The following is a 15,593-nucleotide window of genomic DNA, read 5'->3' as shown; positions in this document are numbered from 1 at the left end:
GGTCAATCCCCGCCACGCCCCTCCATTCGCCGAGCGGCGCGCGAATGGCAGATGCGCCAGCCCGCCGGGACGTAGCGGGCGCAGTCTCGGTTACACCGCCTCCAGCGCCACGGCGATGCCCTGACCCACGCCGATGCACATCGTGGCCAGCGCCCGTTGGCCCTTGCGGCGCACCAGCTCCAGCGCCGCGGTGCCGGTGATCCGCGCGCCCGACATGCCCAGAGGATGTCCCAGAGCGATCGCGCCGCCATTGGGGTTCACGCGCGCATCGTCATCCGCAATGCCGAGATCGCGCAGCGTGGCCAGACCTTGGCTGGCAAAGGCCTCGTTCAGCTCGATAACATCGAAGGCGTCCTGAGCGAGTCCCAGCCGCGCCATCAGCTTCTTGCTGGCAGGAGCGGGTCCGAAGCCCATGATCCGGGGCGGCACGCCAGCCGCGGCCCCGCCCGAGATCTTCACCAGTGGCGTCAGCCCATGTTTGCGCACGGCCTCCTCGGAGGCGATGATCAGCGCCGCCGCGCCATCGTTCACGCCGGACGCATTGCCCGCCGTGACCGTGCCGTCGGGGCGCACGATGGGCCGCAGCTTGGCCAGCGCCTCAAGCGTCGTGCCGGGGCGCGGGTGTTCGTCACTGTCGACCACGACTGGATCTCCCTTGCGCTGCGGTATCGTGACCGGGGTGATCTCCTCGGCCAGACGGCCCGCCTCCATCGCCTTGGCAGCAGCCTCCTGCGAGCGGACCGCGAAGGCGTCCTGATCTTCGCGGCTCACGCCGAAATCATCGGCCACGTTCTCCGCCGTCTCGGGCATCGAGTCGACACCATGGGCTTCTTTCATCAGCTTGTTCACGAAGCGCCAGCCGATGGTCGTGTCATAGACCGCATTGGCGCGGCTAAAGGCGGCCTCGGCTTTCGGCATCACGAAGGGCGCGCGCGACATGCTCTCGACACCGCCCGCGATCATCAGATCGGCCTCGCCCGCCTTGATCGCACGGGCTGCGGTAATGATCGCATCCATCCCGAGCCGCAAAGCCGGTTGATCGTGGTCCCCGGCACGTTCACCGGCAGACCCGCGAGCAGCGCCGACATCCGCGCCACGTTGCGGTTGTCCTCGCCCGCCTGATTGGCGCAACCGAAGATCACGTCCTCGACCGCCTCCCAATCGACACCCGTGTTGCGCGCCATCAGAGCTTTCAGCGGGATCGCCCCCAGATCGTCGGCGCGGACAGGTGCCAGAGCGCCGCCGAAACGGCCGATCGGGGTTCGGATATAGTCGCAGATATAAGCGTCACGCATCGGCCAACTCCTCGGGACAGATCAGGTCACCCACCTCGCCCTCGACATGGAGGGTCGCGCCGGTGACGGATTGCAGCTCCTCCATCGAGATCGCGGGGAGCTTTTCACGCAGGACGAAGCGGCTATCGACCACGTCCACGACGGCGAGCGACGTATAGACGCGGGTCACGCAGCCCACGCCGGTCAGCGGGAAGGTGCAGGCCTCCACCAGCTTCGGCTGGCCCTTCTTGGTGACGTGATCGGTGATGATGGCCACGCGTTTCGCGCCATGCACAAGGTCCATAGCCCCGCCCACAGCCGGCACGCCTTTCGGTCCGGTCGACCAGTTCGCCAGATCGCCCGTTTCGGCCACCTGGTAAGCGCCGAGGATCGCCACGTCGAGATGCCCGCCCCGCACCATTGCGAAGCTGTCGGCATGGTGGAAAAACGCGGTGCCGGGCTTCAGCGTGATCGCCTTTTTCCCGGCATTGATGAGGTCCCAGTCTTCCTGACCGGGCTCGGGCGCGCGACCGAAGCCCAGCACGCCGTTTTCGGTATGAAAGATCGCCTCGCGGCCCTCAGGCTGGAAGCGCGCGACCATCTCGGGAAAGCCGATCCCGAGGTTCACATAGGCGCCGTCCTCGATGTCCTGGGCGGCGCGCCAGGCGATCTGTGCATTGGTCAGTTTCTGGGTCATGGGTGATGGGCTCCGGCGCGGTTCAACTCTTCTTCCTGGGCGGGATTGGCGACCTCGACGATCGCGTCCACGAAGATGCCCGGGGTGACGATGACTTCCGGGTCGATCTCGCCCGGCTCGACCGCCTTGCTCACCTGCACGACGACCTTGTCTGCCGCCGTCGCCATCAGCGGCGAGAAGTTCCGCGCGGCCATCCGGTAGGTCAGGTTGCCAAGCGCGTCGCCCTGCTCGGCCTTGATCAGCGCGTGATCGGCCTTGAGCCAGCGCTCCATCACGTAGTCGCGGCCGTCGAATTGCTGCACCGGCTTGCCCTCGGCCAGATCGGTGCCCACGGAGGTCGGCGTGAAGAAGGCCGGAATGCCCGCACCACCCGCGCGGATACGTTCGGCGAGCGTGCCCTGGGGCACCAGTTCCAGCTCGATCTCGCCCGCCAGATAGCGTTCGGTAAACACCGTCGGATCGGCCGAGCGCGGGAAAGAGCAGATCATCTTCTTGACCATACCCTGCTCGATCATCGCGGCGATGCCGACATGGCCGTTGCCTGCGTTGTTGTTGATCACGGTCAGCCCCTTGGGCGATCCGGTCTCCAGATAGCGGTCGATCAGGGCGTGGATCAGTTCGATCGGCGCCCCCGAGCCGCCGAAACCGCCGACCATCACCGTGGCGCCGTCTTGAATATCGGCCACGGCCTCGGTCAGCGAGGAAAGTCTCTTGTCCATTTGCGGTCCTCCTGAGGGCTTGGATTTAGACCTGCGTGGGACGGCTTTCCACGGATTTCGTGCGCATCTTGACATTTGTTCGCATCGCGCGAAAACCTGTTCGCATGTTGAACAAACCGACCGATTTCATCGCCTCTTTCGCCAAGGGGCTACGCGTCATCGAATGTTTCGGGGCCGAGACGCCGCGGCTCTCGATTGCCGAGGTGGCGGAGGCGACGGGCTTCGACCGGGCCACGGCGCGGCGCTGTCTGCTGACGCTGAATGCGGAAGGCTACGCGGAATACGACGGCAAGTTCTTCACGCTGACGCCGAAGGTTCTGCGGCTCGGGATGGGGGCGCTGGCCTCGCTACCGCTGCCGCAGATCGTGCAGCCGTGGCTCGATCAGCTGACCGATCGGATCGGGCAGAGCTGCTCGGTCTCGATCCTCGACGGGACGGAGATCGTCTATCTCGCGCGGGCGGCGCAGAGGCGGGTGATGTCGATCGGCTTGATGCCGGGCTCGCGCCTTCCGGCGCATTGCACCTCGATGGGGCGCGTGTTGCTGGCCGCCCTGCCCCCGGAGGACGCCCGCGCAGCCGTGGAGGCCTCGGACCTGACGCCGCGCACGGCCTATAGCCTCACAGATCCGGGCGAAATCCTCGCGCGCATCGATCAGGTGCGCCGCGACGGCTATGCGGTGATCGATCAGGAGGTGGAGATTGGGCTGCGCTCCATCGCGGTGCCGCTTTACGACATCCATGGGCGGGTCGTGGCCGCGCTCAATACCGGGATGGCGGCGAGCGCCGATCCGGCGGAGACGCTGATAGAGACCTATCTGCCGGAACTCACGCGGGTGCAGACGGGGCTGCGGCGCGTGCTGCGCTGAGCCTCACCCCGCCACGGTGATCTCGGTGTCCCATTGCGCGCAAAGCGCCATGAGCGCATCCGGCAAGGGCTTGTCGATGAAAACCCGGTCGATGTCGGAGAGCGAGGCGAGCCGCACCGGCGCGGAGCGTTCCAGCTTCGACGCGTCGGTCACCAGAAAGCTCTGCCGCGCCTGCCGCAAGATCCGGCGGCTGACGCGCACTTCGGCGAGATCGTAATCGAGCATGTCGCCGTCGGAATCGAGCGCGGAGGTCCCGATCACCGCGAAATCGGCTTTGAATTCGCCCATGAAATCCGCCGTCAGGTCACCCACCAGCCCGCCATCCGAGCGGCGCAGATTGCCGCCCGCGACGAGGATATCGCAGCTCTCATTGGCCAGCAGGATATTGGCGACATTGATGTTATTCGTGACCACGGTGATGTTGCGGTGATGCAGAAGCTCTCGCGCCACTGCCTCGGTCGTGGTGCCCAGCGTCAGCACGATGGAGCTGTTGTCGGGGATCGCCTGCGCACAGGCCCGCCCGATCGCCGCCTTCGCCGCCTCGTTCATCCGGCGGCGCTCTTCATAGGCGAAATTCACAACGCCAGTGCGGATCACCGCCCCGCCATGCACGCGTTCCAGATGCCCCGCTTCGGAGAGCTCCGTCAGGTCGCGCCGGATCGTCTGGACCGAGACATTGAAGCGTTCGGCCAAGGCTTCGACCACCACACGGCCCTCGTCGCGCGCGATCTCGAGAATTTCGGACTGTCGGAAATTGAGCGCCATCCTGCCCCCCTTTTGGGTCTTGCTGCCACAGGTTACCGACAAAGTCATGTCTTGGCAGTGTTTTTGTGTGAAATCACCGGAGGCCGTGTGGCGCGGTCAGTTCAGCTTCAGCCCCGAGATCCGGGCACGGATCGCGCTGTCGGTGTCGTCGCTGTCTCCTGACAGCGCCAGCCCCACGAGCTGCGTCGGCTGGCCCCCGAAGGCGCGCTGGTAGTCGCGCGCCAGATCGACGCTCTCGGAATGCGATCCGGTGCCCGCCGGGCGGAGCACCACCGTTTTGCCGCGCGCACCCAGATAGGGCGACGGCAAGAGCGCCCCGCGCCCATGCGCGCCACCCCAGACATACATCAGCACCCGCGCTTCCTTCACCGCCAGAAGCTTGCGGATGCCCGCCCCCTGATTGGCCCGGGCGACCGCCTCTGGCATGAAGACGAAATAGAGCGAGAGGTCGCGATCGTCGCCGCCCTTTCGGTCGAGCTTCGTCGGCGGGACGCTTTGGCTGACCGACCATTGCCACGCGGCCTTGCGCGCGCCCCAATCTGCCTGAGGCAGCGCACGCCAGATCAACGACACCGCCCCGTCCGAGCGCATCTCCACGCCGTTTGGCGATTGTTCCCAGTCATTCGAGGAAAACAGCGAGAACCGCTGCTCGGTCCAGCCACCGAAGATCGAGGCCGGGGCTAGGCCCGGCATCAGCCCCACGCAGAAGCTTGATGCGAGAAAGGCGATCGACAGGCGGCGCATGACACTCTCCTCTTGCTTGGCTGACAGGGCTACGCAGGCAATCGGCGCGCCGGATCACTTGGCCCGGATGATGCCCGCAGGTCGCAGACCGTCAAGACAGGGCGCGCGCGATGCGCTGCAGTTTCGCGACCTGTTCGGCTTGGAGAAAAACTCACCCAACTCGCGAAATGAAAAACCCGGCCACCGGGGCCGGGTTCTTTCAAATCGCTTCTGGCGCGCTCAGCTCAGGCCGAGCTTCTTCAGCCGGTTCTCGCGCAGCCGCGCAAAGTCGTCGCCCGCGTGATAGCTCGAGCGGGTCAGCGGCGTCGCGGAGACCATCAGGAAGCCCTTGCCGTAGGCCGCTTTCTCATAGTCGCGGAACTCTTCCGGCGTGACAAAACGCATCACCGCGTGGTGCTTCGGCGTCGGCTGCAGATATTGCCCGATGGTCAGGAAATCGACATCGGCCGAGCGCATGTCATCCATCACCTGACGGACCTGCGGCGCCTCTTCACCCAGACCCACCATGATGCCCGATTTGGTGAACATCGACGGGTCCAGCTCTTTCACGCGCTGCAACAGGCGCAGCGAGTGGAAGTAGCGCGCGCCGGGGCGCACGCCGGGATAGAGGCCCGGCACGGTTTCGAGATTGTGGTTGAACACGTCGGGGCGCGCCTCGACAACCTTCTCCAGCGCGGCGGGCTCGCATTTGAGGAAGTCCGGCGTCAGGATCTCGATCGTGGTGTCGGGCGAGCGGTGACGGATCGCGCGGATCGTCTGGGCGAAATGCTCCGCCCCGCCATCGTCCAGATCGTCGCGGTCGACCGAGGTGATCACGACGTGGTTCAGGCCCAGCGTCTCGACCGCGTGGGCGACGCGGCCCGGCTCGAACACGTCGAGCGCGTCGGGGCGACCGGTGGCCACGTTGCAGAAGGAACAGCCACGGGTACAGATTTCACCCATGATCATCATGGTGGCGTGGCCCTGGCTCCAGCATTCGCCGACATTCGGGCAGCCCGCCTCTTCGCAGACGGTGACCAGCTTGTTGGTCTTCAGAATGTCACGCGTCTTCTTGTAGCCTTCCGAGACCGGCGCTTTCACGCGGATCCAGTCGGGTTTCTTGGGCTGAGCATTGTCGGCGCGATGCGCCTTTTCGGGGTGGCGTTCACCGGGCATCTTGAGATCGCGCATGATCCATCCTTTCGGAGTGCGGTTGATCGTCACATAAGCCGATTGCGTGCAGGATGCAAATGCGCAGGCCCAAAGGCAGTATTGCACACCGCGCGAGGCTGCGCGATCTGCCCGAGGCCGTGGCAAGCGGACAGAGCGGGGACGAACATTCGCAACGCCGACATCCGCCAACGGCCCTTGTGAAGGTCGCGCGGCGAATGCTGCATCTGCAAAGTCAGCGATTGCGACCGAAAGCGACATCCGTTAGTCAGGCCTCTCTCCAAAACGCAACCTTCCCAACCGATCAAGGAGACCTCCCTATGCTTCCCGGTTCGAAACTGCCCGACGTCACCTTCCACACCCGCGTGCGCGACGAAAGCATCGAGGGGCCGAACCCGTTCCGCTGGCAGGACAAGACCACCGCGGATTTCTTCGCTGGCAAGCGCGTGGTGCTGTTTGCGCTGCCCGGCGCCTTCACGCCGACCTGCTCGACCTACCAGCTGCCCGGTTTCGAGAAGGGCTTCGACGATTTCGCCGAACAGGGCATCGACGCGATCTATTGCCTGTCGGTCAATGACAGCTTCGTCATGAACCAGTGGGCCAAGGCGCAAGGCCTCGAGAACGTGCAGGTGATCCCCGATGGTTCGGGCGAGTTCACCCGCCGTGTCGGCATGCTGGTGCGCAAGGACAATCTCGGCTTCGGTCTGCGGTCGTGGCGCTATGCGGCCGTCGTCAATGACGGCGTGATCGAAGCCTGGTTCGAGGAGCCCGGCCTCGAAGACAACCACGGCGAAGATCCCTATGGCGTGTCCTCGCCCGAGACCGTCTTGAACTGGCTGGTCGACGCCAACGCCGAAGCGGCGGCGTGACCAACTGCCGGCCCGGTTTCGGGCCGGCGCTCTAAGCCACGGGGCGCGCGGCGGCGGTCAGAACCGTCTGCGCGCCTGCGCGACCAGCCCCTCGCCCGCCTTTCGCAACACGCGCACCAGCGGATCGAACCATGCCTCGGCATCGGAGACCTCGCGGGCCCGCACCAGCCGGACCATCCGCGCGGGCTCCTCGTCGAAACGGCTGAGCGCGAGCGTCGGGACGGCGCGCGTTTCCTGCAGGCTCGCGATCTCGGGCACCAGCGTCAGCCCCATCGCCTGCCCCGCCAGCGCACAGAGCGTGCTCAGCGACGACGCACCAAGGTCGATGCGTTGCGCCGCCCGCGTCAGTCCGCACAGCGCGAGCGCCTGATCGGCAAGGCAATGCCCCTCATCCAGAAGCAGCAACTGATCCGGGTCGATCGCCTGCGGGCTGAGGCCGCGCACCATCGTCAGCTGGTCCGGCGTGCCCGCCAGCAGAAAGCGATCCTCGAACAGCGGGACCTCGAACAGTTCCGGTGCCGGGGTGGCGATGATCGCGGCATCGAGGCGGCCCTCGGCAATCTCGGTCAGCAGCGTCTCGGTCGTGGCCTCGCGCAGCCGCAGCGCCCCTTGCGCGCGCAGCCCGGGCAAGGCGGCGGGCAGCAGATAGGGCGCGATGGTCGGGATCACGCCGAGATTGATCTGCCCCAGCCCGCGCCGCGCCTCGGACTGCAGATCGCGCAACTCGCCCGCGACCCGCTCGGCGGTCTCCAGCACCCGCCGACCCGCCCGCGTCAACCGCACGTCGCGCGGGCGGCGCTCGACCAGCGGCTGACCGACCTGCTCCTCCAGCTCGCGGATTTGGACCGAGAGCGCGGGTTGGCTGACATGGACCAGTTCGGCGGCGCGCGAGAACGAGCGCGCCTGGGCGAGCGCACGCAGATAGGTGAGTTGGCGAAGCGTTATATTCATAGTCATTAATTATCGATACTTGAATATTTTTACAATTTCTCTTTATGCGAATGTTGATGGAGGACGCATGCGAAGAGGCCACTCTCCAATTAAAATTCTCGCAGCGACGAAGACGTTGGCCCGCGAACAGTGAAAACGGCGCAAAGATTTTTTTCGCGCCTTTTCTTATATCTTCTAGGCACCTACGGGTCTTAATTGAAGTGATACCTTAACTTTAGCGACCCGTTAGGTTTGAGCATTGGGTGGCGCATCGCGCGTTCACGGCCTCACCGCTCATCCAATCATCGGACTGGCCCCGCCATAGGTCTCGTCGTAATGCCGCTTGAGGCGTTGCAGGGCGATCCGCAGGACGATCTTGCCCGACCGCGCCGACCAGCCCAGCCGCTTCTCCGCCGTCTCCAGCCCTTCGAGGAAACAGCAGCAGCGCAGCGCCATGTCGCCCAGGCCCGGCCCCAGATCGCGCAGTGCCAGCGCCACCCGCTCCCGCGCGGTGTCGGAGCCGCCGCCCATCGCAAGTTCGGGGCGATACTGCCCGCGACCGCCACCGCCGGTCAGGAAGCGTTCCCAGTTCTGCCCGACCCGCGGACCCATCTGCGCCAATTCGAAATCCTCGCGTAGCCGCTCGCCTGCGGCGACCAGATCGGCGCTCAGGAACGGCCGTCCCTGCTTGTCGCGCCGCCGCGCCAGCACTGCGAGCGGGCTCTCGGCGAGATTGGCGCGCACACGGCGCTGTTGCCCGTGGGCGTCGGCGCGCGTCTCCTGGGCGAACTCGCCATGTTGCGCAGCGAAGGGACTGGCGGCGGTCTCCCCGCGCGCGGCCGCCTCTTCTTCTAGCACACGCTTCAGCGCTGCGCGCCCCGCATGCGTGATCTTGTAGCTGGTGACGCGCCCCTCATGGGCCACCTCGATCCAGTCCTTCAGTGCGAAGGCCTGCGCCACCGCCCGCTCCAGCACCGCCGTGCGCACCGTGCCACGCAGCACCACGGCCTTGTCCATCTCGCGCCCCACGATCAACAGCGCGCCCGGCTCGGACAGGCGGCGCAGGATGCGGCGCGTCTCGCGGCGCAGTTGCTCTTCGTTGGCGGGAGTTTCACTAGGGCGGAAAGCTGCAGTCATGGGCGTGTCCTTCTGGAGCACGGTCGGTCCCGGAGCGATAGAGGGATTGGCAGCGCCCGATCCGGCCGCACGGCCGAGACGTTCCAGCGCCTCGTCGACCAGCGGATCATCCCGCCGCGCCTCGATCCGGCGCACGCGGCGCAGGATTGTCGAGGCCGCACAGCCTTCGGCCCGTGCCAACTCCCTGATCGGAATGCCGTCTTCGACATGGCGCAGATAGAGTTGGGCATGTTTGGGCAGCCAGGCGGGAAGTTCCGCCGGGGCCGGTGCGATCGAATTCATACTGTCCCCCAGATTACGCCGGGCAAAGCTCGGCGAGTCCGTCCGGTAACAACCGTGAGTTGCTTTGGTTACCCGTTCGTTAACAAACGGGACGCGAGCAAGAATTCCTTAAACTTCCTAAACAAAGCTTTGCCGGGCGCGCGCTGACGCCGAAATTTGCGCAACACCGTGCGAAGCTGCGTCACGCTCGGGATCTCACCTCAAGGGAGTTTCCGATGACCGCCGCATTTCGCCAGAAAACCAAGCCCGCTCTCCGCCCTTCCGCTCAACTGTATCTCGTCGACACCACGGCACCCGCTAGCGTCGCGTCCGATCCCGTCGCCGGGGTCGCGAGAATGCGTCGCCCGCGCCTGCTGATCCGCGCCGCGCGCTTCGGACTGAGCGATTACAGCCGCAAACGCGACCTCAAGCGTGTGATGCGGATGAGCGAGCTGCCGCGCCCCGGCGCGGCGCTGCGCGCATTGATGGCGGAGGAAATGGCGCTCGATCAGGCGCGGCGCGCGGGCGAGGCCACCTACTCGGTCGCCCGCCATCTTGAACTGCTGATCGCCCTGCTCGCCGAAGCCCGGCTGGCCCGAAAATCGATGTCAGCCTCAGCGTGACTTGAAGAGCGAGCCGAGAACCCCGCGCACGATCGTCTGGCCCGTCTTGGTGCCCAGCTGACGCGCGAGGCTCTTGCCAAAGGTCTCGAGTATCGTATCGGATCGGCTCGAGGATCTGCGCGTCGGCTTCGACTTCGCCGTCGGATCGTAGCGCCGCGCGTTGTTGAAATTCTCGAACCCCGCATCGAGCTCGGAGCGGCCCGCGGCGGTCTTGGCGGCCTTCTCGCGCGCTTCCGCCTCCGCCGCCTCGCGCGCGGCCAGTTCGGCGCGCTTGGCAAGGATTTCCTGCGCCGACTCGCGATCCACCGGCGTGTCATACTTGTCGCCCAAACCGCTTTCCGCAATTACCGCGGCGCGCTCGGTATCGCTAAGCGGGCCGAGGCGCGATTGCGGCGGGCGGATCAGCGTGCGCTCGACCATGCCCGGCACACCCTTCTTTTCGAGGAAAGAGGTGACAGCCTCGCCGGTGCCGACCTCCTTTATCGCGATCTCGGTGTCGAAGCTCGGATTGGCGCGGTAGTTTTCGGCCGCGCGGTGCAGGTCGCGCTGATCCTTCGCGGTGAAGGCCCGCAGCGCATGCTGCACCCGGTTGCCGAGTTGGCTGAGAATGCCGTCGGGCACGTCACCGGGGTTCTGGGTGATGAAGAACACGCCCACCCCCTTAGAGCGGATCAGCCGCGCCACTTGCTCTACCTTGTCGACCAGCGCCTTGGGCGCGTCGTCGAACAGCAGGTGCGCCTCGTCGAAGAAGAACACGAGCTTCGGCTTGTCCGGGTTGCCGACCTCGGGCAGTTCCTCGAACAGTTCCGAAAGCAGCCACAAAAGGAAGGTGGCGTAGAGCTGCGGATTTCCCATCAGCTTGTCGGCAGCAAGGATGTTGATCTGGCCCATCCCGTTCTCATCGGTCCGGATCAGGTCGGTCAGGTCAAGCGCCGGCTCGCCGAAGAATTGCCCGCCGCCCTGGTTCTCCAGCACCAGCAGGTCGCGCTGGATCGCCCCGATCGTCGCGGTGCCGACATTGCCGTATTCCAGCGCGATCTCGTCCGCGCGCTCGCCGATATGGCGTAGCATCGCGCGCAGATCATCGAGATCGAGCAACGCCAGCCCCTCCTTGTCGGCGATATGGAAGGCGATGTTAAGCGCGCCTTCCTGCGCCTCGGACAACCCCAGCAGCCGGCTCAGCAGCAGCGGCCCCATCTCGGAGACGGTCGTGCGCACCGGGTGGCCCTTCTCGCCGAACATGTCCCAGAAGACCGTCGGATAGGCGCGGTAGTCCAGATCGAAGCCGATCGTCTGCGCGCGCTCCATGAAGGCGTCATGCAGCTTGGCCTCGGTCGAGCCGGAGGCCGCGATACCCGAAAGATCGCCCTTCACATCGGCCATGAAGACCGGCACGCCCGCCTGCGAAAATCCCTCGGCGAGGATCTGCAGCGTCACCGTCTTTCCGGTGCCCGTCGCGCCCGCCACGAGCCCGTGACGGTTGCCGTATTGGAGCTTCAATTCCTGCGGGGTCGCGTAGCCTTCGCCGCCGCCACCAACGAACACGCCCTCTTCGGTCAGAACACCTGTCATTTCGCCCTCGCCAAACAAATCCCGGCTCAGACAATACTATCTTAACCCCTTTGCGCCAGTGTGATCCTGCCCTCGGGTTACGCTTTTGCGCAGACGGGGGCACTTCCTCCCTGTCAGACTGGCCGCGCCCTCCTCGGCGCGGTCTTTTTCTTGCATGCCAAGGGATTGCGCCGCGCGCCTCATCCCCTCACCGCGCGTAACACTTCCTCAACTTTGCCTGTTGACCTGTGAAAAATTACAGCCTAGCGTGGCGTCAATGACGAAGTCGGCCAGTCCGACAGGGGGAAAAGGAAGGGGTCCTGAACGGGCCCCTTTCGCTTGGAAAGCCCCGCTATCGTGGCCCCGAAACGCCCCGTCACACCCGCGCCCGTCGCGGATGAATCGCCCCTCCGAGCCTCTCGGCATTTTCCGCTCACAGCCAGCCCGACGCGCGCGTCCCGGCACCTCACGAAACTGTGGCAGCATGCCGCCTATCCGTGAGCGCGGCTGCCGAATTCATCACTGACAGCGCCGCGGACCCGTGTTAAGCCTTCGCCCAATACGTTTCAGGAGAAGAGTAATATGTCTCAACTGACGAAACCGCTCGCCCTCGCTCTGGCCCTCGGCCTTGCAAGCGGGGCTTGGGCACAAGACACTACGTCGAGCGACACCTCCACGACCCCGTCGGCGGATGCGACCGCAGGCGCAAGCGCCGATGGCACGACGGCCCCGGCTGCGGATGCGACCAACACCGATCAGGCGACCGACGGCCAGACCGCGCCCGATGCGGCTGCGGACGCCCCGACCATGCCCGGCGCCGACCAGCAGGCCCAGAAGCCGCAGGAGCCGCAGACCTACGTCAAGGCGACCTACGAAGACTGGGAGCTGCAATGCGCCAAGTCGCCCGACGGCAAGGATCCCTGCCAGATGTACCAGGTGATCAAGGACCAGAATGGCGGCAACGTGGCCGACATCTCGGTGATCGGCCTGCCCGATGGCAGCCAGGCCGCAGCCGGCCTCACCATCATGGTGCCGATCCAGACGCTCCTGTCGCAGAACCTCGTGATGCAGGTCGATGGCGGCAAGCCGATGGTCTACCCCTATTCCTTCTGCGACCCGCGGATGATGGGCTGCTTCGCCCGTTTCGGTGTCAGCAAGGCCGAACTGGACTCGCTCAAGAAAGGCAGCAAGGCGACGATCACGATCACGCCGCTGGCCAACCCGCAGCAGAAGGTGAAAGCGGATATCTCGCTCAAGGGCTTCACCAAGGCCTTCGAGGAAACCGTGAAAACCAACAAGGAAAATGGCGTTCAGCAGTAAGCTGGATGGATGAGCTTCGGCTCATAACCATTTGAGTTCAAAGACGCCGCGCCCGATCCGGGCGCGGCGTTTTCATATCGCACGCAGCGCGAGAACCGCGTTGAGCCCACCGAAGGCGAAAGCATTGGACAGCGCCGCGCCGACCTGTGCCTTGCGGGCGGTATTGGGCACGTAATCGAGATCGCAGTCGGGATCGGGCGTGGTGTAATTCGCCGTCGGCGCGATCACCCCGTCGCCAAGCGCCATCAGGCAGGCGATCAGCTCCACCGCCCCCGTGCCGCCGATGCAATGGCCGTGCAGCGCCTTGGTCGAGGAAACCGCGACCTGATCGGCCGTCGGGCCTAGCGCCGCGCGGATCGCGGCTGTTTCGATCCGGTCATTGGCCGCAGTGCCGGTCCCGTGGGCGTTGATATAGCCGACCTCTTCAGGCGCCATAGCCGCATCGCGCAGCGCGCCGGAGATCGCCGCGCTCGCCCCCTCGCGCGAGGGCATTACGACGTCACGCGCATCGGAATTCATCGCGAAGCCCGCAATCTCGGCCAAGGGCCGCGCGCCGCGCGCCTCGGCGCTTTCCAGCGCCTCGATCACGAAAACGCCCGCGCCCTCGCCCTGCACCATGCCGTTGCGATCCGCCGAAAACGGGCGGCAGCCATCGGGCGACATCACCCGCAGACCTTCCCACGCTTTCAGCCCACCGAAATTGAGCATCGCCTCAGAGCCGCCCGCGAGCATCCCCTCGGCCATGCCCGACCGCACCATCTGGAACGCGAGGCCGATGGCGTGGTTGGAACTGGCGCAGGCAGTGGCAACGGCAAAGCTCGGCCCCTGCAGCCCGTACCGGATCGAGAGGTGCGAGGGCGCGGCATTGGCCATCAGCTTGGGCACCGTCAGCGGATGCACGCGGTTCTTTTGATCTGCAAAAACAGCGCGATAGGCGTTATTCGCGGTCGTGTGCCCGCCGCCTGCGGACCCGATGATGCAGCCCCAGGCCGCGGGATCGGGGGCGCGCTCCAGCCCGGCTTGAGCCATCGCCTCCGCCCCCGCGACCAGCGCGTATTGGGTGAAAGGATCGTATTGCGCGAGCTGCGCCGAGGTGAAGCGGCTGGTGGCATCGAAGCCGTGGATCTGGCCGCCGATGCGAATGCTCAACCGCTCCACATCAACGAAGGAGAGCGGCCCGATACCGCTGCGCCCCTCCGCCATGGCCGTCTTGGTTGCCGCAACGCCCTCTCCAAGCGCGTTGATCGTGCCCGCGCCCGTGATGACGACCCGCCGCATCAGGCGACGGCGGTCGAGGGTTTGCCACCCGAGACGAGACGCTCCACCGCGCCGACGATCGCCCCGATCGAGGACATGTCGAATTGCGAGGCGGCGGGCTCGTTGGCGTTGAAAGGCACCGAAACGTCAAACGTCTCTTCGATGGCGAAGATCACCTCCACCAGACCGAGACTGTCGAGCCCCAATTCGTCGAGGGTCATTTCGGGCGAAAGCTCGGAGGGCTCACGAAGGGCTTCGCGGGCGATGATCGAGAAAACCTGGTCTTGCACGTCTGGCCTCATATCTGGCGTTACTCCGTGCCGCCTTTTTGCGTGAGTTTCGTAACAGTTTCTCGAAGCTCGGCCATTTGCGCAAACAATCTCGGCAGTCTGCGCAGAGATTTGTTGATCTCGAGCTGCGTTTCCATCTTCACCGCCGGGCTGCCCCAGATCGTGCGGCCCTTCGGCACGTTGGTGTAGATATTGGTCCCGCCCGCCGCGATCACGTCGTCGCCCACGGTGATATTGTCCGACACGCCGCATTGGCCTGCGAGCACCACGCGGTGCCCGATCCGGGTGGAGCCCGCGACACCGACCTGCCCGCAGAGCAGGCAATCCTCGCCGACCTGCACGTTGTGACCGATGTGGACGAGGTTATCGAGCTTGCTGCCCGAGCCGATGGCCGTCGCGCGCACGGTGCCACGGTCGATGCAGGTATTGGCGCCGATCTCGACATCGTCGCCGATCTCGACCGTTCCCAGAGAATGGATGCGGGTCCATTTCTGCTCGGTGATCTCTTCGCGCTGCTCGAGCGTTTGGCGGATTTCCTCGACGCCGGAGGGATCGGGCGTGACGAAGGAAAACCCGTCCGAGCCGATCACCGCGCCGGGCTGGCAGACGAACCGGTCGCCGATCACCACCTGCGCGCCGATGCGCACTCCGGCATGGATCAGCGCCTCGGCCCCGATCCGGGCGCCCTCACCGATCGTGACCTGTCCGACGATGCGCGCGCCCGGGCCGATCCGCACGTCCGGCCCGACGATGGTGAACGGACCGATGGCCGCGTCCGCGCCGATCACGGCGGTCGGGTCGATCACGCAGGAGGGGTGAACGCCGGAGGCGATCGAGGGGCCCGGGTCGAAGGCTTTCGACAGCCCCGCCATCGCGAGCCGAGGCCGGGTCACGAAAACCGCGGCCTCGAGCCCGTAGGCGCGCCAATCCGCGCCTTCCCATACCAGCGCGGCGCGGGCCTTCCCGGCTTGCAGACCTTCGGCGTATTTCTCGCTCATCGCCAGCGCGATCTGGTCGGGCCCCGCAGCGGCGGGCTCGGAAGCTCCCGTCACCTCGATCGTCAGGTCGCCTTCGGCGCGGGCCTCCAGCGCCTTCGCGATTTGCTCGATTGTCTGGGACATGGCCGATCCTCTCATGGTCG

The 15,593-nt window shown here is 65.7% G+C and carries 15 protein-coding genes and 1 pseudogene; 4 read left to right on the top strand and 12 right to left on the bottom strand.

Annotated elements, in window-relative coordinates; genetic code table 11:
• Positions 1–90: 90 nt before the first annotated feature.
• The 3 genes and pseudogenes from pcaF to BMG03_RS09125 all read right to left on the bottom strand — a co-directional run bounded on the left by pcaF (position 91) and on the right by BMG03_RS09125 (position 2,690).
• Positions 91–1,295, bottom strand: a pseudogene (gene pcaF / locus BMG03_RS09135) (3-oxoadipyl-CoA thiolase).
• On the bottom strand, positions 1,288–1,971 hold the full coding sequence (locus tag BMG03_RS09130; protein WP_075774633.1) for a 3-oxoacid CoA-transferase subunit B: 684 nt from the start codon (positions 1,969–1,971) through the stop codon (positions 1,288–1,290). The pseudogene pcaF and the gene BMG03_RS09130 overlap by 8 nt, the downstream one beginning before the upstream one ends.
• Entirely contained in the window at positions 1,968–2,690 is a 723-nt protein-coding gene (locus BMG03_RS09125; RefSeq protein WP_075774632.1) for a 3-oxoacid CoA-transferase subunit A, read from the bottom strand. The genes BMG03_RS09130 and BMG03_RS09125 overlap by 4 nt, the downstream gene beginning before the upstream one ends.
• Positions 2,691–2,794: 104 nt before the next feature.
• On the opposite strand from BMG03_RS09125, the gene BMG03_RS09120 reads away from it, so the two are divergent.
• Positions 2,795–3,556, top strand: a complete 762-nt coding sequence (locus BMG03_RS09120; RefSeq protein WP_075774631.1) for an IclR family transcriptional regulator domain-containing protein — start codon at positions 2,795–2,797, stop codon at positions 3,554–3,556.
• A 3-nt stretch (positions 3,557–3,559) separates the two neighbouring features.
• Here BMG03_RS09120 and BMG03_RS09115 read toward each other — a convergent pair whose 3' ends face one another.
• From BMG03_RS09115 to lipA, 3 genes are all read right to left on the bottom strand, one after another.
• Complete coding sequence (locus BMG03_RS09115; protein ID WP_075774630.1) at positions 3,560–4,321, bottom strand: DeoR/GlpR family DNA-binding transcription regulator; 762 nt, start codon at positions 4,319–4,321, stop codon at positions 3,560–3,562.
• A 96-nt stretch (positions 4,322–4,417) separates the two neighbouring features.
• Positions 4,418–5,065: a DUF3047 domain-containing protein gene (locus tag BMG03_RS09110; protein WP_075774629.1), complete on the bottom strand. Its 648-nt coding sequence runs from the start codon at positions 5,063–5,065 to the stop codon at positions 4,418–4,420.
• 219 nt (positions 5,066–5,284) lie between these two features.
• Positions 5,285–6,235: a lipoyl synthase gene (lipA, locus tag BMG03_RS09105; RefSeq protein ID WP_075774628.1), complete on the bottom strand. Its 951-nt coding sequence runs from the start codon at positions 6,233–6,235 to the stop codon at positions 5,285–5,287.
• Positions 6,236–6,534: 299 nt separating this feature from the next.
• Between lipA and BMG03_RS09100 the strand changes: the two genes are divergently transcribed.
• Entirely contained in the window at positions 6,535–7,083 is a 549-nt protein-coding gene (locus BMG03_RS09100; protein WP_075774627.1) for a peroxiredoxin, read from the top strand.
• Positions 7,084–7,140: 57 nt separating this feature from the next.
• On the opposite strand, the gene BMG03_RS09095 is transcribed toward BMG03_RS09100, so the two are convergent.
• A complete protein-coding gene (locus tag BMG03_RS09095; protein ID WP_075774748.1) occupies positions 7,141–8,034 on the bottom strand; it encodes a hydrogen peroxide-inducible genes activator in 894 nt (297 codons plus the stop codon).
• A 273-nt stretch (positions 8,035–8,307) separates the two neighbouring features.
• On the bottom strand, positions 8,308–9,432 hold the full coding sequence (locus BMG03_RS09090; protein WP_075774626.1) for a DUF6456 domain-containing protein: 1,125 nt from the start codon (positions 9,430–9,432) through the stop codon (positions 8,308–8,310).
• Between the two features lie 215 nt (positions 9,433–9,647).
• On the opposite strand from BMG03_RS09090, the gene BMG03_RS09085 reads away from it, so the two are divergent.
• The gene (locus BMG03_RS09085) at positions 9,648–10,034 is read left to right on the top strand and encodes a DUF6477 family protein (protein WP_244271015.1); all 387 of its coding nucleotides are present in this window, start codon (positions 9,648–9,650) and stop codon (positions 10,032–10,034) included.
• Here BMG03_RS09085 and BMG03_RS09080 read toward each other — a convergent pair.
• Positions 10,026–11,606 (bottom strand): helicase HerA-like domain-containing protein, encoded by a 1,581-nt coding sequence (locus BMG03_RS09080; RefSeq protein WP_199224665.1) that lies wholly within the window; start codon positions 11,604–11,606, stop codon positions 10,026–10,028. The genes BMG03_RS09085 and BMG03_RS09080 overlap by 9 nt on opposite strands.
• Positions 11,607–12,167: 561 nt before the next feature.
• Between BMG03_RS09080 and BMG03_RS09075 the strand changes: the two genes are divergently transcribed.
• Complete coding sequence (locus BMG03_RS09075) at positions 12,168–12,905, top strand: invasion associated locus B family protein (RefSeq protein ID WP_075774625.1); 738 nt, start codon at positions 12,168–12,170, stop codon at positions 12,903–12,905.
• Positions 12,906–12,977: 72 nt separating this feature from the next.
• Here the strand turns inward: BMG03_RS09075 and BMG03_RS09070 are convergent, their stop codons facing one another.
• From BMG03_RS09070 to BMG03_RS09060, 3 genes are read right to left on the bottom strand one after another with little or no spacing between them, the layout of a single operon-like run.
• Positions 12,978–14,183: a beta-ketoacyl-[acyl-carrier-protein] synthase family protein gene (locus BMG03_RS09070; protein ID WP_075774624.1), complete on the bottom strand. Its 1,206-nt coding sequence runs from the start codon at positions 14,181–14,183 to the stop codon at positions 12,978–12,980.
• On the bottom strand, positions 14,183–14,464 hold the full coding sequence (locus tag BMG03_RS09065; protein ID WP_075774623.1) for an acyl carrier protein: 282 nt from the start codon (positions 14,462–14,464) through the stop codon (positions 14,183–14,185). Before BMG03_RS09065 ends, BMG03_RS09070 begins: the two co-directional genes overlap by 1 nt.
• A gap of 8 nt (positions 14,465–14,472) precedes the next feature.
• Positions 14,473–15,573 (bottom strand): UDP-3-O-(3-hydroxymyristoyl)glucosamine N-acyltransferase, encoded by a 1,101-nt coding sequence (locus tag BMG03_RS09060; RefSeq protein WP_075774622.1) that lies wholly within the window; start codon positions 15,571–15,573, stop codon positions 14,473–14,475.
• Between the last annotated feature and the right edge of the window lie 20 nt (positions 15,574–15,593).

The sequence above is a fragment of the Thioclava nitratireducens genome (assembly GCF_001940525.2).
Taxonomy (GTDB): Bacteria; Pseudomonadota; Alphaproteobacteria; order Rhodobacterales; family Rhodobacteraceae; genus Thioclava; species Thioclava nitratireducens.
Note: the sequence above shows the minus strand (reverse complement) of the source record. Positions and strands in the feature narration are given on the sequence as shown.